At 62.1% G+C, this 18,642-nt stretch carries 13 protein-coding genes; 9 read left to right on the top strand and 4 right to left on the bottom strand.

Features of this window, described 5'->3' with window-relative positions; translation table 11 throughout:
* Nucleotides 1–256 precede the first annotated feature (256 nt).
* The gene (locus tag ACSBQT_RS08660) at nucleotides 257–2,674 is read left to right on the top strand and encodes a hypothetical protein (protein WP_435001546.1); all 2,418 of its coding nucleotides are present in this window, start codon (nucleotides 257–259) and stop codon (nucleotides 2,672–2,674) included.
* Nucleotides 2,671–4,983 (top strand): hypothetical protein, encoded by a 2,313-nt coding sequence (locus ACSBQT_RS08655; protein WP_435001543.1) that lies wholly within the window; start codon nucleotides 2,671–2,673, stop codon nucleotides 4,981–4,983. Before ACSBQT_RS08660 ends, ACSBQT_RS08655 begins: the two co-directional genes overlap by 4 nt.
* A 230-nt stretch (nucleotides 4,984–5,213) precedes the next feature.
* On the opposite strand, the gene ACSBQT_RS08650 is transcribed toward ACSBQT_RS08655, so the two are convergent.
* From ACSBQT_RS08650 to ACSBQT_RS08640, 3 genes are all read right to left on the bottom strand, one after another.
* Nucleotides 5,214–7,811, bottom strand: coding sequence for a bifunctional metallophosphatase/5'-nucleotidase (locus ACSBQT_RS08650; protein WP_435001541.1), 2,598 nt, complete (start codon nucleotides 7,809–7,811; stop codon nucleotides 5,214–5,216).
* A gap of 231 nt (nucleotides 7,812–8,042) precedes the next feature.
* Entirely contained in the window at nucleotides 8,043–8,897 is an 855-nt protein-coding gene (gene truA, locus ACSBQT_RS08645; RefSeq protein ID WP_139468419.1) for a tRNA pseudouridine(38-40) synthase TruA, read from the bottom strand.
* On the bottom strand, nucleotides 8,894–9,520 hold the full coding sequence (locus ACSBQT_RS08640; protein WP_370036448.1) for a LemA family protein: 627 nt from the start codon (nucleotides 9,518–9,520) through the stop codon (nucleotides 8,894–8,896). Before ACSBQT_RS08640 ends, truA begins: the two co-directional genes overlap by 4 nt.
* Nucleotides 9,521–9,770: 250 nt before the next feature.
* On the opposite strand from ACSBQT_RS08640, the gene ACSBQT_RS08635 reads away from it, so the two are divergent.
* Complete coding sequence (locus tag ACSBQT_RS08635) at nucleotides 9,771–10,952, top strand: glycosyltransferase family 4 protein (protein ID WP_435001538.1); 1,182 nt, start codon at nucleotides 9,771–9,773, stop codon at nucleotides 10,950–10,952.
* 297 nt (nucleotides 10,953–11,249) lie between these two features.
* On the opposite strand, the gene ACSBQT_RS08630 is transcribed toward ACSBQT_RS08635, so the two are convergent.
* A complete protein-coding gene (locus ACSBQT_RS08630; RefSeq protein WP_410708463.1) occupies nucleotides 11,250–12,197 on the bottom strand; it encodes an Lrp/AsnC family transcriptional regulator in 948 nt (315 codons plus the stop codon).
* A gap of 142 nt (nucleotides 12,198–12,339) precedes the next feature.
* Here ACSBQT_RS08630 and ACSBQT_RS08625 point away from each other — a divergent pair, with 142 nt between their 5' ends.
* The 6 genes from ACSBQT_RS08625 to ACSBQT_RS08600 are packed head-to-tail and all read left to right on the top strand — an operon-like array spanning nucleotide 12,340 to nucleotide 18,619.
* The gene (locus ACSBQT_RS08625; RefSeq protein ID WP_410708464.1) at nucleotides 12,340–13,284 is read left to right on the top strand and encodes an ABC transporter permease; all 945 of its coding nucleotides are present in this window, start codon (nucleotides 12,340–12,342) and stop codon (nucleotides 13,282–13,284) included.
* A gap of 11 nt (nucleotides 13,285–13,295) precedes the next feature.
* Complete coding sequence (locus tag ACSBQT_RS08620; protein WP_435001533.1) at nucleotides 13,296–14,183, top strand: ABC transporter permease; 888 nt, start codon at nucleotides 13,296–13,298, stop codon at nucleotides 14,181–14,183.
* Nucleotides 14,184–14,191: 8 nt separating this feature from the next.
* Nucleotides 14,192–15,199 (top strand): ABC transporter ATP-binding protein, encoded by a 1,008-nt coding sequence (locus ACSBQT_RS08615; RefSeq protein ID WP_435001531.1) that lies wholly within the window; start codon nucleotides 14,192–14,194, stop codon nucleotides 15,197–15,199.
* Nucleotides 15,196–16,014 (top strand): ATP-binding cassette domain-containing protein, encoded by an 819-nt coding sequence (locus ACSBQT_RS08610; RefSeq protein WP_435001529.1) that lies wholly within the window; start codon nucleotides 15,196–15,198, stop codon nucleotides 16,012–16,014. The genes ACSBQT_RS08615 and ACSBQT_RS08610 overlap by 4 nt, the downstream gene beginning before the upstream one ends.
* Nucleotides 16,015–16,019: 5 nt before the next feature.
* Nucleotides 16,020–17,135, top strand: a complete 1,116-nt coding sequence (gene menC / locus ACSBQT_RS08605; protein WP_435001526.1) for an o-succinylbenzoate synthase — start codon at nucleotides 16,020–16,022, stop codon at nucleotides 17,133–17,135.
* Entirely contained in the window at nucleotides 17,132–18,619 is a 1,488-nt protein-coding gene (locus ACSBQT_RS08600) for an amidase (RefSeq protein WP_410708469.1), read from the top strand. The genes menC and ACSBQT_RS08600 overlap by 4 nt, the downstream gene beginning before the upstream one ends.
* Nucleotides 18,620–18,642: the final 23 nt, after the last annotated feature.

Here is an 18,642-nt window from a genome sequence, read left to right as displayed (position 1 = left end):
ATGGGTCTCAAGCGCTGGTTGTCTTCAATCGGGTGAACCTATCGACGCATTCCCCTCACCTACGGGCCTGCAACGCATGAGGCTATGTAAGGGAGTGCGACAAGCACACACAACGACAATCAAATATACATGCCCGCAGGCCCGGGGAGCAAACGCCCAGAGCGGTCTCAGGGCCAGCTGAAACCCGAGCCGATAGTATTGATCTGTGCCGACTCACTCCAGCCTGCCCTTCCGACTTCCCGCATTGAGAATCCTGATGCTGGGTCTCCTGGTCGGGCTCCTGACGGCAGGCCTCGGACTCGGCCCCTCCTCCGCGTCGGCATCAACCGACGGTCCGGCATCAACGGACAGTATGGCGTCGGACAACGGTTCGGCTGCGAACTCGAATGCGTCCTCCGCGCAGTCCACTGACACCAGCAGGCCCCCGGCCGGGCAGACGGTCGTCTTCGGCATTCCGGGTCTGACCATCGATGATATCGATCCCGAGCGCACTCCGAACCTTTACAGTCTGCTCTCCGAGGGCGCGGCCGCGAACCTCAATGTGCGCACGATCGGCTCGGCCACCTGCCCCGCCTCCGGTTGGCTGTCCTTCGGGGCGGGCGCCCGCGCACAAGCCGGACCCTCCCCCATCGCCGAGGATGCCGACCCCGATGACTCGGCACGCTGCCCGACGATGATCGCCCCCACCACGGACGGATCCGTGGACACCGAGGACGGGGCCGCCTCGGCGAAGGAGGCGGCGAACAGTGATGAAGCTCATGGCGACGAATCCGCGGCCGGAACGACGACGGCTCGGATCGAGGGCTTCGATGCGGTCAAGGAACCCAATATCGGCTCCGGCTACTCAGTCGACTACGGCATGCTCGCGCGCACCGTGACTGAAGCCGGCAAGGCCGTGCCCTCCGGCACCGATGCGACCGATGCGGACTCCCTGCTCGAACCATGCCTCGCAGCCGAGGGGCCCGGCGCAGCCTATGCGGCCGCGGACGAAGACGGGGTGGTGACGAACTTCACGGACGATGCGACGGCCACGGACTGCCGCCTCGGCGTCGTCGACCTCGGCGCGATCGGCATCCGCTCCTGGCTGTTCGACCCGATCCCGAACTACTCCTATACCGTTCCGCCGAACTACGACCGTGAGACCCGCGTCGCCGAAGCCGACCGCCGCCTCGGCGTGCGTCTGCAGGAAGTGCGGGAGAAAGCGAAGGACGGGGCCGCGGATCCGACGATCATCGTCGCCGGCCTCGGTGACAGTTCCGGACTGCCGCAGCTGCGCGCGTTCATCGCTTCCGGGCCCGGCTTCGAACCCGGGTCCCTGTCCTCGGCGACGACCCGCACCCCGGGGCTGCTTCAGATCACCGATCTGGCGCCGGGCATCCTCGATGTCCTCGACGTCGATTCCCCGCGCGCCGTCGGCTTCGACTCCACCCCGACCGATGATGATCCGCAGCAGCGCATCGACGATCTCGTCGCCGAGGCGCAGAAGTCGACGACGATCCATCAGAATCTCTCGACGTTCTCCATCACTCTCGACGTCATCTTCTACGTCCTCTTCATCGCGTGCGCGGTCCTGCTCAACCGCTCCATCCTCGGTCGCCGAGGCGGCGCCACCCTTGCGCCCCACGTCCACCGATTCCTCGGTTGGGTGTCCCTGGGCGTCGCGGCCCTGCCGATGGGAGCGTTCCTCGCCGGGCTCCTTCCCTGGTCGAGAATGGCCGACCCCGGGCTCGGCCTGTTCCTCTCGGTCATCGGCACGGCCGCCGTTCTGTTCGCCTTCGCCCTTATCCCGCCATGGGGTCGAACTTGGAGAGGACGGGTCGGCGCCCTGGCCGGGGCGAACCTGCTCATCCTCGCGACCGACCTGGCCACCGGGTCCCATCTGCAGGCGAACTCGCTGCTCGGCTACAACCCGATCGTCGGCGGTCGCTACTACGGACTCGGCAATCAGGGTGCGGCGATCTTCATCGTCAGCCTCTTCATCTTCCTTGGGCTGATGGTCTCGTGGTTGCGGGCGCGCGGGCACCGAAAGGCAGTGATCATCGTGCCGGTCGTCGTCGGACTGGCCGCCGTGTTCGTCTCCGGTAATCCCTCCTGGGGAGCGAAGTTCGGCGGCACGATCGCCATCCTCGCCGGTCTCATGGTCCTGCTGGCGCTTCTGTCGAAGATCCGACTGACTCTGCTGCGCCTCGCCCTCATCGGTCTGTTTTCGCTGGCCGTGCTCATCGGCATCGCCTTCCTCGACTGGCTGCGCCCGGCCGGGACACGCTCTCATTTCGGCACGTTCTTCGACCAGATCGTCACCGGTGAGGCCCTGCAGGTCGTCGGCCGCAAGCTCGGCGCGAACCTCCACATCATCCAGGTCAATCCGGCTCTGGCCATCGTCACCCCGCTCGCGGCCATCGCGATCCTCATCTTCCTCCGCTACCTCCTCCACTTCCCTCGCGTCCACGCCGGCAGCCGGACCGGGCGTCTGGTCAACAAATGGCGCGGACGGCTCCCCCAGCTCTTCACCGATTCCGACCTGCACTATGGATTCTTGGCCGCCGCCACCGGACTCGGCGTCGGGCTCGTGCTCACCGATTCCGGGGTCGCCGTGCCCTCGACCGGAGCCATGGTTCTGCTGCCCTTCCTGCTGGCGCTCAGTGCTGAACACGCCGAGGAGGCTCACCGATGAGAGCCCCCGTGACCTCCCCCGCCGCTCGAGTTCTGCTCGGGATCCTGGCCATCGCCCTGTTCGTCCTCGGCCTGCCCCAAGCCGGGCAGGCGGCGTTAGGCGCGGGTCCGTCTGCAGGTGCGGGCGCGTCGGCTCGGGCCGACTCCCAGGCGGCAGGCAAGAACGGGGGCACGGCTCCGGCCACGGAAGACGACGACGGTGGGGCCGCCTCGGCGAATCCTGGGGTCGTGTCGATCAACGTCTCCGGGTTCAGCTTCGAGGATCTCGATCCGCGCACCACACCGCACCTGTGGGTGATGATGAAGGGCGGTCAGATCGGGACGATCACACCGCGCAGCGTGCGCTCGACGAGCTGCCCGGTCGACGGCTGGTTGGGACTCGGATCCGGGCGGCGGGCCGCCGACGAACCCCGCGATCAGTGCCGCGAACCGGCATCTCCCCTCGACGGCTGGGTCGCCGATTGGGACGTGTACGCACAGGTGGCACGCGGCGACAACTACGATGCCTCCCTCGGGGCGCTGGCCGAGGCAGTGCCCGATATCCACGCCTTCGGCAACGGTGCCTCCATCGCGGCGGCCACCCCGACCGGCCGCGTCGAGAACTGGTCGCCCGTCGGATCCGACTTGGGCGCGGACGTCGCGAAGTCGGCCGCAGACGGCGAACTCGCCCTTGTCGATCTCGGCAATACCGCAGCCGACGGCTATTCGCTGAAGAATCTCGACGCTCAGGTCGGGGACATCCTCGAATCGACCGGGTGGATGAGCCCGGATCGGCCGAACCGCCTCGGCGAGGGACGCGTTCCCGTGATGTTCTCCTCGATCGCCGACGGCGCGTACGAAGGGTCGTCGATGCAGGCGACGATGGTGGTCGCCCCGGGCGAGCAGGCGGGACTGCTCACCTCGTCGTCGACGCGGCAGCCGGGACTGGTGCAGGTGCCCGACCTGGCGCCGACGCTCGTGGCATTGTCCGGGGCCGAGGAGATGGACAATGCGGCCGGGGCGCCGATGACCTCGGGGGCGCATGGCTCCGATTGGCACTCGCGCTATCAGGCGGTGCTCGACCGGCAGGTGGCGGTGAAGACGCAGAACGATCTGTCGACATGGTTCTTCCCGGTCGTCGCGGTGCTCATGATCGGACTGTTGGCGTTGGCATGGTTCATGCGGAAGAACCACCGGGAGCTCGTCCATTCCGGGGCGTACCGCCTCGGTGTCATTTTCGCGGCGATGCCGATCTCGACGTACCTGGTCAATACCGTGCCGTGGGAGCGGGCGACGAACCCGGACATCGCGATGCTCGGAGCTTTGGCCGGGTGGGCGCTGCTGCTCGGGGTGCTGGCGCTGCTCGGGCCCTGGCGGCGGCACAAGTTCGGGCCGGTGCTCTTCGTGTCCACCGTGACCGTCGCCGTGCTCGCCTACGACGTCGTCACCGGATCTCAGCTGCAGATGTCGACGCTGTTGGGTGAGCCCCTGCTCATCGCTTCCCGGTTCTACGGGATCGGGAACTCGGCGCTGGCGCTGTACTGCTGTGCGCTGCTGATGGCGGTCGCCGGGTTCGCGTCCCTGGTGACCAAGCCGCTGCATCGCGTCCTCATCGTCACCCTTCCCGTGCTCGTCTCCTGCGTCATCCTCGCGGCACCCGGACTGGGCACGAAGTTCGGTTCCGTGCCGACCCTCATCATCGGAGTCGCCTACCTCGTGCTGGCCGCGGCGAGCATCCGGTTCTCGCTCAAACGGCTGGGGCTGACGGTGGGCATTGCCGGATTCGTCATGCTCACCGTGCTGTTCCTCGACTGGCTGCGCCCGGCCGATCAGCGCACGCACTTCGGACGGTTCTTCGACTCGATCATCAGCGGTCAGGCGCTCAGCGTACTGGCCCGCAAGATCGGTATGAACATCGACATCCTCACCCAGTCGTGGATGACTCTGGTGCTGCCGCTGGTCATCATCGGGGTGTTCTGGATGGCGCTCGACCCTGCGCGCTTCCGACTGCACGGGCTTCAGGACACTTATCGGCGGATCCCGCTGTTGAGGGCGGCGATGATCAGCTTGGCAATTCTGCTGGGGGTCGGCACTCTCATCAACGACTCGGGCATCGTCGTGCCGGCCGTCGGCATCCTCTTCCTCGTCCCGGTGCTCACTCACCTCGAGACCTTCCGCGCCGGCCGCCCGCCGGTCCCGCCGACGTCGCCCACCCGTGACGCCTATGCCGATGCCGGCGCCGACAATGGTGCCGAGGCCGACGGCTCCGAGGCAGTCAACGGCTCCGGCCCCGAGGCGACCGACGGCTCCGACGCATCGTCACGCCCCTGACGCTGCGGGCATCACGCACCGGTAGCGTCAGCACCCACCCTTCCTCGCGAACCGCCCCCGCAGCGAATCAACGCCCCGGTGCACCGGTGCGACGTGCGACTACCGGGTCGAAATGACGCCACGGGTGCGGGATGGTCCCGCGGGAACTGTTCCGGTGAGCAAAGAGTCTGAGAATGACGGCGGGCCGGAGAGAAGAACTCTCCGGCCCGCCGGTCTGATGCCGGCCTGACTCAGCTTTGGAGGCTGAGCTTGCGGCGGCGGACGATCGTGACCGCAGTGGTGCCGGCGACGATGAGTGCCAGAGCCGCAGCGACGATGTTGAAGGTCTCGAAGCCGGTGCGCGGCAGGTCGCCTCCGTCCTTCGAACCGTTCGCTTCACTTCCGGAGCCATCGGCCGAACCGCCGTCGGACGATGCATCCGCACCGTCCGCGTTGCCGCCAGCTGCGCTGTCGCCGCCATCGGCATTGCCGCCGGCCGCACTGTCTCCGCCGTCAGCAGCGCCGCCATCGGCATTGCCGCCGTCGGCGGAACCGTCATCGCCGGCCGAGGCATTCGCATCGTCACCGACTGCAGCGGTGGCCTCGAACTCATGCGCCAGCGGCAGCGGGTTGTCATCCCACCACGGACCATCGACATTCGCCTGCACGCTGGCCTTGACAGTCACCTCACCGGAGGCATCCTTCGGTGCCGTCACCGTCACACCAGCCTCGGACTCCCCCGCCGGGATCGAATCGAGGGTGATCGTCTTGGCCGCCTCGGCGCTGACCTCAGGGGCCTTGCCCTTGGTGGCGCTGCTGGAAGCAGACTGGGACTCGGACTGCGCGGCCGCCTCGGCGGTATAGCCCTCCGGCAGGTCGACGGTGACGTCGATGGGACCCGCGACCTCGGACTTCGCGTTCGTCTTGAGCGCGAACTCAGCGCTCTCACCGGGCTTGATGGCCTTCGGCCCGGTCAGCTCGGCGCTCAGATCACCGTTGTCGATGACGTCCTTGGCCGCGTCTGCCTGGCGTTCGTTCTTGTCCGGGGTGACGTCCTTGCCTGCGGCCTGGTGCTTGTTGAAGTAGTTCTCCCAGGTCTCGAAGTCGGTGAGTCCCGACTGCTCGAAATCGCCCTTGGCGAAGGAGGAGAAGTTGTCACCGCCGGTGGCGAGGAAGCTCAGCGTCGCGACCCGGTAGTCCTTGTTCGGGTCGATGTCCTTGCCATCGACCTTGACGGACTTCACGTGCTCGCCCTTGTCGGCATCCGTGTCATAGACGACGTCGAGGTCCTCGGAGATGCCCAGGTGGAGGAACGACCGAGAGGCGCCGTCGGGCTGCCACTGCTCTTCGAAGAGGCCGATGACGTCCGACCCCTTCATCGTCACGACACCATGGTCGTTCGCGAAGGGAAGCACGCTGTTGAGCTCGGCAACGGTGACTTCGCACTTCTCTTCGGTGTTGTAGATGTCATCGCAGAGCAGGTCGGTGCGCAGTCCACCCGGGTTCGTGATGCCGAAGTCGGCTTCTTCCAGCTGGGTCTCTTCGACACCTTCCTTGAGCGCATCGGCGACGAGGTTGCCGAGCGTGGACTCGGCACCGCGGTCCTCCTCGCCGTCCTTCTTCGCTCGGGTGATGTCTTCGCTGATCGTGCCGGTGACCTCGGAGCCGAGCTCCTTGGCCTTGTCCTCTGCGTCGCTGACGATGCCGGCGACCTTGTCGACGACCTCGGAGTCATAGCTCTTGCCCTCGGTCTCGATGAGGTCGATGCCGCTGGCCTGCCAGTCGCTGTTGCCGTCGACTCTCATGGTCACCTGACCGACGTATTCGCCGTAGCTGCCGGCCTCGAGGACGGGACGGGTGCGGTCGGGCTCCCCTGGCACCGGCGCTTCGAAGGCGTACGGCATATGAGTGTGGCCGGTGAACATGGCGTCGACCGAGGCGTCGGCCTCGGTGACGAGCTTCTTGAACTCCGCGTTCGACGCCTTCGCGTCCTCGAGGCTCTCTGTCGACGACGCGCCGAGGTGGGCCTCGACGACCGTCATATCCGGGCGTTCGGCCTCGGGGAGGTTCTCGAGATCGTCGGCGACGCGGTTGACTGCGTCCGTGGGGTCACCGAAGTCGAGGTCGGCGATGCCGTCCGGTGAGACGAGTGAGGCGGTGTCTTTGGTGACGACGCCGATGACGGCGATCTTGACTCCCGACACGTCGACGATGGAATACTCGTCGAGGCCGTCGACGACATTCTGTGTCCCCTTGTCATAGACGTTGGCCGCCGAGTAGGGGAAATCGGCTTCGTCACTCACTCGTCCCGTGAGGTCATCGATGCCTTTGTCGAATTCGTGGTTGCCGACCGCAGAGGCCTCGACACCCATGGCGTTCAGGACATCGAGCGTGGGCTTGTCGTTCTGCGATGAGGAGGTGTAGGTCGAAGCACCGATGTTGTCACCGGTCGAGAGCAGAGCGGTACCCCTGTTGTCGCCGCCGGTGCCGAACTTCGCTCGTTCCTCCTCGACCACCGAGGCGACCTGTGTACCCGCCTCGGAGATGCGCCCGTGGAAGTCGGTGATGTTGAGGAGCTGGACTTTGGTGCCCTCGGGCGCCGACTGCGCATCGCTGCCGGAGTCCTGCTCTTCACCGGCGTCGTCCGACGGCGCGGACTTACCGTCGGCGGACGAGTCGTCGGGCTCCGCGGGGTCCGCGGGAGCCGCTTCACTCGGTGCCGTGGCACTGTCGTCAGCGGAGTTTCCGTTGCCCAGAGAGGGTGCCCCGATGGCAGGCGCGAGGCCGGGCAGAGTCAGCATTGACACTGCGGCGCCCGTGGCCAGCACTTTGGTCACAAGTTTCGACATGTATTCGGTTCCTTCGATCGTTCAGTGAGGCGCACATCAACCGTGCCGGTGGGGATGAAGACGGATTCCATCCTGCAGTGCCAATGCGAACTGAAAGTTACTTAAGTGTGAATCTACACAGGATTCTCACAACTGGAAAGAGGAATTCTCACATGATCGCGACTTGCGCGATAAAAGGCGGCTTGATGCTGCGGCTTGAAGCTTCGGACAGCAACCCGCCGAACCGTCGGCCTATTCCTGGTCGCGGCGGGCCATCGTCTGGGCGTTGCGAGCCGCGTAGTCCTCGGGTGCCGGATAGCCGACCTCGGTGAGGACGAGTCCTTCGGCAGGCGTGACGAACATGGGCACATCCGGGGTCAGCCCGGCGTCCGCCTCGGCGATGAGTTCGGCCGGGCGGGTCACCGCCCAATTGCCGGATCCGACCTTGATCAGACCGCCGACGAGTGCACGGACCATGTGATGGCAGAAAGCGTCGGCGCGCAGATCGATGGTGATCACAGCATCCTGATCGCGTGAGACTCGCAGTTCGTGGAGGGTGCGGATCGTCGTCGCGCCCTCCCGGGGTTTGCAGAACGGCAGGAAATCGTGGAGCCCTTGGACCTCGCTCGCGGCCTCGGCCATGGCTTCGGCATCGAGTTCACCCTTGTGCCGCGGCGTCACCTGCGTCAGCAGCGGGTCGATGAATGACCGATGATCGGCCAACCGGTACTGATACGACCGCCACAGCGCAGAGAACCGGGCGTCGAAGTCCTCTGGCACCTCGGCCACCGCGTGGACGACGATGTCGTGGAACTCACCGGCGATGAGGACTCCGCGCAGACGTGACAGGAGGGCCGCCTCGGCGGATCGATTCGACTGGCCGATGAGCTTGCCGATCGCCTCATCGCCCAGATCGATATGCACGACCTGACGGCGAGCGTGGACGCCGGAGTCGGTGCGGCCGGCGACGACGGTGGCCACCTCGGTGCCGGTGATCCTCTCCAGTCCGGATTCGATGGCGGCCTGGACCGTGCGCAGCCCCGGCTGCTTGGCCCAGCCATGGAAATCCGTGCCGCGATAGCCCAGGTCGAGGCGGAAGCGGGTCATCGGGTCATCCTCGCCGAGGCGGGGCCCGCCGTTCCGGGTCCGCCATCGTCATCGATCGCTTCCGTGAATGGGGCGCGGGGCTTGAAGACCCCGCCGAAGAGGCGGGAGACCAGTCGCGCCCGCTGCCGGTGATAGCGTTCGACGTTCGTGTTGTAGAAGCGCGCACCGGCGAGGATCCGTTCGGTGAGCACCTGCAGCTGACCGTGCAGAAGCTGGATCGTCGTGTCGATCTCTTCGTTGACCGCAGCCCGCTGGGAACGAGCAGCGTCCGAGGTGAGGGACCTCTCCGTCAGCGCCGCGGGGATGAGCGCGGCGTCATCGACGGCGTCGGTCAGAGCGTTTTCGGCTGCGGCGCCACGGTGGTCGAAGGGGGCGCGCTCGGCAGAGGCGAGCGCGAGTTCGAGCCGGGACAGGTCCTGTCCGGCGATCTGCTGGAGGGTGCCGAGATAGGCGGGCACGAGAGCGTGGCGGGCGCGGATCTCGCCGATGAGCTGGCGTTTGGCTTCGTCGCACAGCGACCGGGCCATGGACAGCTGGTTGAAGCGCAGGACGGTGAGGATGACGAAGAGGACGATGAGAGCGGCGAGCACGCAACCGCCGACGATGAACCAGACCACGGCCATTCCCCTCGTTCCATGTGCTGCGCGAGCATTTCCGACACCTCAGTTTACGCGGGGTTCAGACTCGTCGCGAACAGGTCATCATCCGGACACCCACGCGCCTGAGAGCAGTCACTGAGAAGGGCCGCGTCCGGTCACCGGCCGCGGCATTCCGCCGTCACTGCAGCGGGAGTGGACCGATTTCGGCCAGATGTCGCCGACCTGTCGCCTTCGGGTCATGCGTTCGTCACCCGGCCGACCTTAGCTGGGGCACGTGAGAGTAGCGATCATTGCAGAATCCTTCCTCCCCAATATGAATGGGGTCACCCACTCACTCCTGCGGGTCCTCGACCATCTGGCCGACCGCGGCGACGAAGTCCTCGTCATCGCTCCGGGCACACGCAGGGACGGTCCGAAGGAGGTCGCCGGTGCCCGCATCGTCCGGGTTCCCTCGATCGCCTTGCCGAAGTATCGGCGCATCCGTGTCGCTCCCGGCGGCGTCACCCGCATCCGCCGACTGCTGCAGCGGTTCGCCCCGGACGTCGTCCATCTGGCCAGTCCGTTCGTCCTCGGATGGCGCGGGGTCCTCGCCGCCCAGGCACTGAATCTGCCGACCGTGGCGATCTACCAGACCGAGGTTCCCGCCTATGCCGCCCGGTACGGAATGCACGGCATCGAGGCCATGCTGTGGAACCACGTCCGCAATATCCACCAGCATTCCTCTCTGACGCTGGCCCCATCGTCGTACACGATCGATCAGCTGCAAGGGCTCGGGGTCGCCGAGGTGGCACTGTGGGCCCGTGGGGTCGATTCCTCCCGTTTCGACCCGGGTCACCGGTCCGAGGCCTGGCGTCGAAGCGTTGCCCCGAATGGTGAGAAGATCATCGGCTTCGTCGGCAGGTTGGCTGCGGAGAAGCAGGTCGAAGACCTTGCCGCGCTCACCGATCTGCCCGGGGCGAAGGTCGTCATCGTCGGTGACGGCCCCTGGCGGACGCGTCTGCAGCGGCTGCTGCCGGAGGCTCATTTCACCGGGTTCCTCGGCGGGGATGCTCTGGCCCAAGCTGTGGCGAGCTTCGACCTCATGGTCGCCCCGGGTGAGCTCGAGACCTTCTGCCAGACGATTCAGGAGGCCATGGCCTCCGAGGTGCCGGTCATCGCTCCCGCCAGAGGCGGCCCACTCGACCTCGTCGACTCCTCGCGCACCGGGTGGCTCTACACCCCGAAGGATCTCGGTGCCATGCGAGCGCATGCGGCGGACCTCCTCGGCGACGAGGCGAAACGGCGGGCCTTCGGGGTCGCCGGTCGTGAGCAGGTGCGGGCCAGGAGTTGGAAGAGCGTGTGCTCACAGCTCGTCGGCCACTATTCGCGGGCGATCGAGAATCCCGCCCCGCAGGTGCTCGGCCGCGGATTCAGCTCGATGGTCAACTCCGGATTGGAGAATCCGCTCCCCTACTGAGGTGACCGGCCTGCTGGAGGAATCCTGCGTTACTTGAGTATGATTTATCCCGCCCCTATTTCACCGCCTACTCAAGATTGCGACACTGCACCACGTTCTGTCGCCAATGTGCGACGAAATCTACATCGTGGTAGTGGGCGACAAGCGGATTAGAGACTACCCGCCCAACGATTCAGCAAACCATTGCCCCTGAGAATCGGTCACTGCCCCGCCCCGGGGCGGGCCGCTCGCCGTCGTCTCTTCCACACCTCTAAGTTCCTTTTCTACCGAAAGCTCTCGGCCACTATCGGAACATCCTTAGGTACTCCTAGCACTGTTGCGCTTAGTCGTCGCTAGGACGATAGACAGACTGCTTTCTAAAACCATCCGGGTCCAAGGTCGCCCAGCAAGAAATTCGTCAACAAACTGGCGAGCGACGACATCGAACTTTAGGACGAACGTCCACTCCCCGGCGATCCTGACCGCGTACTTGACGGCCTCATCGGCAGCCAACAACCGCGATGCCTCTGAAATATCTGAGTCCTTAACCCTCAGCCACATGACAACTTCGGTGTTCAGCCCCAAATGCCGAGGAGGGAGGACCGCTCTGATCTGCATTTGCCCCTCGCGACGCAGTCGTTCCAGACGTCGTCTTACTGTGGCCACCGAAGTGCCTACTTGACGAGCAATTTCATCGTAGTTCTTTCGCCCATCTTCCTTAAGGACCCTCAGTATTGCAGCGTCTTCTGCGACAAGGTCAATTTCGTTTCCCAATTTGAGCTCAGCAGCTTGGGGACAACTAGCAAGTAGCACCTGCCGTTCGTCAGAGTTGAGCACTCCAGGCCGCCAAATCCTAGCAGTGCGCAGGTAGTTGAGGACTGGATAGGCTCGCCACTGCAAAATTCCGGGGATCGCTGGGAACTCATCAAGAAGAAACTTCTCCTGTTCGTCTAGGCCCACTGCGACAGCACCGATGACGTCGCTTGTTCCCGTCGTCAGATGAACCCAAAGAGCTGGATCGAGTTTGCTCATAGCAGTCGATGTCATCCGTGCCTGGCCAGGCCCACTATTTACTGCGAGCACGAAACCGTGCGCCGGCACGTTAAAGGCGACTATGCGGACTACCTCGCTCTTCAGCATCGCATTCCCTCGACGTGCCACTGTCCGTTCATTGACGCCGATCGCATTCGCAATTCTTTGCCACGATGCTCGACCGTCTATGTGCAACGCCTCGAGTATCTTCTGATCAGTGTCATTTTCAGACATCGGCCACATCCCTCCGCGCAAGTTTCCTCCACACATGTGTCTTAAATCATCAGTATGTATCAGTCCATTGACCTGAGAAATCGTCGACTGAATACTGGACGAATCCTCAAAAATGAGATTTGTGTCATAGATGGGAGTACATATGGCCGGATTCCTTCTGCGCCGTGCTGCGGCACTCATTCCTGTGCTGATAGTGGTCGCGATCGTCACCTTCCTTCTCATCCACATCATGCCCGGTGACGCAGCTGCAGTGATGTTGGGCCCCGAAGCTACTCCGGCACAGGTCGAAACCCTACGTGAAAGCCTTGGCCTGAATCAGCCTTTATATGTCCAGTTCTTCACATGGGTCGGCAACGCATTGCAAGGGGACCTCGGACAATCGTTCTTTATTGGACTCCCCGTATCCACCGTTATCCATGCCGCACTTGCACCGACGATCAACTTGGCAATCTTCGCGGAAGTAATCGCGATTCTCATAGGTGTCCCTGCGGGTATCGTCGCTGCGCGCAAACAGGGTAGCGCCACTGATCAGTCAGTGATGATCGGTGCACTGCTCGGAATCTCAGTTCCGAGTTTCCTTCTCGGCCTCTTCCTCATGCTCGTATTTTCCGTGCTACTGGGCTGGCTCCCTGTAGCTGGCTACTCGCCGCTCGAGGACGGAGTCTTCGAAACACTGAAGTACCTCTTCCTCCCCGGGATAGCCCTCGGCAGCATGCAAGCTGCTCTGATTGCCCGAATGACACGCACTAGCATGCTCGAAACCTTGTCCAAGCCATATTTGAAGACGGCCAAGGCTAAGGGACTCTCGGGCAACCGGATCATTTACAAACATGCTCTGCGTAATGCTTCCATGCCGATCCTCACCACTATCGGACAGACGCTGGGTACGTTAGTCGCCGGAGCCGCAGTCGTTGAAACGGTGTTCAACGTCCCGGGAATCGGCCAGCTGATCATCAATTCCATAGAACGCCGAGACATCGTCGTCATCCAAGGAGTCATCCTTGTCATCGCTGTCTCTTATGTCCTCATCAATTTCCTCGTCGACGTTCTCTACAGCGTCCTCGACCCGCGCGTGAGACTTTCCTGAGGAGGACCATCATGACGGACACCATGACGATCGGTTCGCTCAATCGATTCAACAAGACCTACTCTCGGCGTTCGATGTTCATGAAACGGTTCGGCGCCCATAAGTTGGCAATCACTGGCGGGATCGTGCTCGTCGCCATCTTCCTCATTGCCGTGATCGGCCCACTAATCGCCGGCGATCCACTATCGCTCAACCCTTCCGAGCGACTGGCGTCTCCGAGCCTTCAACATCCGTTCGGCACTGACAACTATGGTCGCGATATTCTGGCAAGAGCCGTCGCGGGGGCGAGAGTATCGTTGCTGGTGGGTGCCGTGACAGCATTCATTACTTCAGTGCTCGGTGCAGTCGTGGGCCTGTTCGCTGCTTACAACCGGATTGCTGATGCGATCCTCATGCGGATCTCCGACGGATTGATGGCTTTTCCAGCAATCCTCCTCGCAATCGCCATCATGGCGGCGATGGGGCAGCAGACCTCAAATGTGATCATCGCCCTGAGTATCGTCTTCACTCCTTATGTCGCAAGGATTGTCCGATCCGCCGCGCTCGTCGCCAAAGAACAGACATACGTCGAGGCACTGCGGTCGCAAGGAGCGTCGCTCTTCCGGATACTTTGGATCAACATCTTGCCCAACGTCCTTTCTCCACTCATCGTCCAAGCAACTTTCGTATTCGCGGACTCGATCATCACAGAGGCCGCTCTGAGCTTCCTCGGTGCAGGGGTTCCGCCACCCGCACCCAGCTGGGGAAACATGCTTCTTGACGGAAAAACGCTCATCTACAACGCCTGGTGGATGACCGTGTTTCCGGGGGCCTTCATCATGTCCACGATCCTTGCCGTCAACCTGCTCGGCGACGGTCTCCGCGATCTGCTCGATCCGACTTACAACCGCAGAAAGTGAGCTTAAAAATGAACAGTCTGTTGGAAGTCGTCGATCTAAGGACCAGCTTCGACACAGAACGCGGCAACGTCACAGCTGTCGACGGAGTATCTTTCTCCATCGCACCCGGTGAGGTTGTCGGCATTGTCGGAGAATCGGGCTGCGGGAAGAGTGTGACCGCCGAATCGATTCTGCAGTTGCTCGACCCCTCATCGACAAGCTATTCGGGCCAGATCCTCTTCGGTGGAGACAACCTCCTTCGCCTCAATGAAGACGCGTTGCGCAAGATCCGCGGCAATAGGATCTCGATGATATTCCAAGACCCAATGAGCGCACTCAATCCTGTGTTCACCATCGGCGACCAGCTCACGGAAGCCATCCTCGTCCACAAAAGGATTGGGAAGCGACGTGCACGCGCACTCGCAGTCGAGTTACTCGAAAAGACAGGTATACCCGAACCAGGGCGCCGCATGCGACAGTATCCTCACCAACTTTCCGGCGGGCAACGTCAACGAGTCATGATCGCAATGGCACTTTCTTGCGAACCCGAGCTGCTCATCGCCGACGAGCCGACTACAGCATTGGACGTTACGACCCAGGCCCAGATCCTCAAGCTCCTCATCGAACTCAAAGATGAATTCGATGCGGGGATTCTCTTCATCACCCACGACCTCGGGGTCGTGGCCGAGATCTGCGATCGGGTGGTAGTCATGTACCTCGGCGAAGTCGTCGAATACACCGATGTTCACACCTTGTTCAACAATCCTGCCCATCCTTACACCCGTGGGCTGATGGGGTCGACCCCTGGCGTCGACGCAGATCCCGAAGTCGATCTGCCTATCATTCCCGGAGCAGTCCCCACACTGCATCACATTCCACAGGGATGCCGCTTCGCAGAGCGCTGTGCATTGGTGCTTCCAGAATGCCGGCAACAGACCATCGAACTCGAAGTCCTGTCCGACGACCACGCATCACGTTGCATTCGCAGCGAAGAACTCGCCATCGGGGCCTCAATGTCAAACGGAGGCGTCCGATGAAATCTGAGCAATCGGTACTCGAAGCACACCACTTGTCCAAAACCTTCTCGACGAGATCCTTCCTGGGGCGCACCACTTCCGAAAACCGCGCGGTCGACGATGTCAGTCTGTCCCTGAACGCGGGACAGACTTACGCTCTCGTCGGAGAATCGGGATCCGGAAAGTCGACTACCGGTCGGATGTTGCAAGGGCTCATCACGCCGACCTCTGGCCATGTCACAGTCAGAGCTGCCGATGGATCTACCGCCGTGCAGACGACTGCCCGAGCTAATCGAGACGTCCAGATGATATTCCAGGACCCCTACTCTTCCCTCAATCCCAGACGACGGATCCGAGGAATCCTCGAAGAGGCGTTACGCATCGTCGGAGAAAAGGATCCTTCAGTATTGCGGACAAAGGTCGATGAGGCGTTGAACGCGGTGGGGTTCTCAGACGAACATGCAGAGCGTTACCCTCACGAATTCTCTGGGGGCCAACGGCAACGCATCGGAATCGCTCGGGCACTGGTCGTCAACCCCAAGATCATCATCTGTGACGAACCCGTTTCTGCGCTTGACGTTTCGATTCAGGCTCAAATCCTCAATCTGTTGCGAAAGCTACAGGCCGATCTCGGCCTCTCCTACCTGTTCATCACTCACGATATGTCTGTCGTCCGATATCTCTCTCACCGAGTCGGAGTCATGTACCACGGCCGAATTGTCGAAGAAGCCGATACGCCAAATCTCTTCGCTGCCCCGCAGCACGAATACACCAAACGACTCTTATCCTCCGTCCCGATCCATCATCCGTCCCTACGAACTTCAGCGAAGGCCTGACACCATTGATTATCGAAAAGATCACCGTCCGCCGGGCAAGCCTCAACCTCATCACCCCGTTCACCACAAGCTTCTCCACACAGACAAACCGTGACTTCCTCATCGTCGAAGCAACCTCGGCAGATATCACCGGATACGGCGAATGCGGAGCATTCGCCTACCCGTACTACTCGGAGGAATATACGTCAGGGTGCGAACTGGCCGTCACTGAACTTTTGATTCCTCTACTCAGAGGAGCCGACATTTCACACCCAGACGAGGTCCGGGAACGTTTGGCCCCGATCAAACGCAACAACATGGCTAAAGCAGCCGTCGAAGGTGCCGTTTGGGACCTATGGGCGAAAATGCAAGGTGCCTCCCTGGCCAGCGCCATCGGCGGATCGAAACATGCCGTAGACGTCGGAATCAGTATCGGTATCAACGACTCTCCGACCGAACTAGTGGATGTTGTGTCTCACGCCATCGACGAAGGTTTTGCTCGGATCAAGATCAAGATCAAACCCGGTGCAGACCTGCCGTTCCTCCGGGCAGTGAGAGCAGAATTTCCGGATGTCCCGCTGATGGCTGACGCCAACAACGCCTACAATCTGGCCGACCTCGATCACCTCCGCCAGCTGGATACGCTCGACTTGATGATGATCGAACAGCCCCTGGCACATGATGACATCGTCGATCACCGCCACCTCCAGCAAGCACTGAGGACTCCGATCTGCCTCGATGAGAGCATCCATTCTCTTAGCGATGCCCGCAAAGCAATCGAGTTGGGAAGCTGCCGCATCATCAACATCAAGATCGGACGAGTCGGAGGAATCAGTGAAGCAAAAGACATCGAAGCGCTCTGCCGCGAAGAGGGAATCGACGTCTGGTGCGGAGGCATGCTCGAGTCCGGCATCGGTCGCGCACACAATCTGGCGATCGCCTCACTTCCCGGATTTACTCTGCCTGGAGACACCGCCCCCTCAGCACGCTATTGGAACAAAGACATCATCATCCCTGAAGTAACAATGAATCGCGGCTGTGTTGCTGTACCCACTGGGCCAGGTATCGGTTTCGCCGTCGATCACGCGATGCTCGACGAAATCACCACCGGGATCCGAGAATTCGAGGTCGATGCCCAATGAGTACACAGACACTCCAGTCGGACGACGTAATCGGGTCGACCGCAACCGGTCTGACAAGGAGAATCCACGCCGGTACTATCACCGCAACCGAAGTGGTCGCCGCATTCCTCGAGCGAATTGCCAAAGTGAATCCGACCGTCAATGCTCTGCTCGACGTCCAACCGGATCGCGCCATGGCGGAAGCCTCACGAATCGACAAGCTCGACCCGGCTCAACGACGGCAGATGCCGCTGGCCGGGCTACCGGTAGCAGTCAAAGATCTCATTCCCGCTGCCGGCTTTCGCCATACACAGGGAAGTTCGATCTTCGCTGGCAGAATTGCGTCACGCGATCATGCTGTCGTCGAACGCATGAAGCACGCTGGCGCGATCGTCGTCGCAAAGTCCAACACCCCAGAGTTCGGCCTCGGTTCACACACTTTCAACGAGGTCTCAGGCCTGACTCGCAATCCCTACGGCCTGAATCATTCCGCCGGAGGCAGTTCCGGCGGCGCAGCGGCGGCACTTGCAGCACGGATGATCCCGATCGCCGACGGCAGCGATACAGGCGGTTCGCTGCGTAATCCCGCGTCGTTCTGCAATGTTGTCGGATTGCGGCCCTCTTTGGGAACTGTCCCAAACTTTCCCAACGGCTATTCCTATGGCTCCCTCTCAGTCAAGGGACCGATGGCAAAGACTGTGAGAGATGCCGCGCACTTACTGCGTGCAATGTCAGGTTTCTCGCGTAAAGATCCCTTCTCCTTTGCCACAGAAACCGCTGAACTCGAGGAAGTTGCGGGCTCTGACTTCGGTTCACGGCTAGGTGCTTCGCAAATCTCTGCGGCGTACACCTTGGACTTCTCAGGCATGTTTCCAGTCGAAGAGGAAGTCAGAAGAATTACAGAGGCAGTAGTCGACCAATTGCGCTCGGATGATTTCCGCATCAAGAACACGCATCCCAGCCTCCCTTTTGCGAAGGAGTCCTTTCGCACCCTACGTGGCCTGCAGATGCTGGCGACCCTAGGGCCCCTGTCCGACGAACACAAGGCTGAGATGAAGGACGACGCTCTGTGGAATGTTGAAGTCGGTCGACAGGTAACCGGGGAAGAGGCTTCGTCTGCATTGCTCGGTCAAGCTCAGACGTGGTCGTCGATGGCTGACTTCCTACAGAACTACGACGTGCTGATAACACCGACTGTGCAGGTGCCGCCGTTCGCAGCTGAGATGCGTTACCCGCGCACTATTAACGGCGAGACGATGTCCGACTATCTCGAATGGATGACGTTGCCAAGCATTATCACGACAACCAATCATCCTGCGGTCTCAGTACCCGTAGGCTTCACCGATTCTGGGCTACCCGTTGGGCTTCAGATCATCGGCCGGTTTCGAAGCGAAGGTCGGTTGCTTGAGATAGCCAAACGCGTTGAGGACCGAATTGGCTCCTGGGCGGTTGCTCCGACGATCGACACCACTGCGCAGGCCAACCGTTTCCCACACATCAGCTGATTGAAGAGCTTGAAAGGAAGCCT

Origin of the sequence: Brevibacterium sp. H602 (assembly GCF_051172395.1) — a bacterium.
Lineage (GTDB): Bacteria > Actinomycetota > Actinomycetes > Actinomycetales > Brevibacteriaceae > Brevibacterium.
This window is presented reverse-complemented; position numbering and strand designations above follow the sequence as displayed.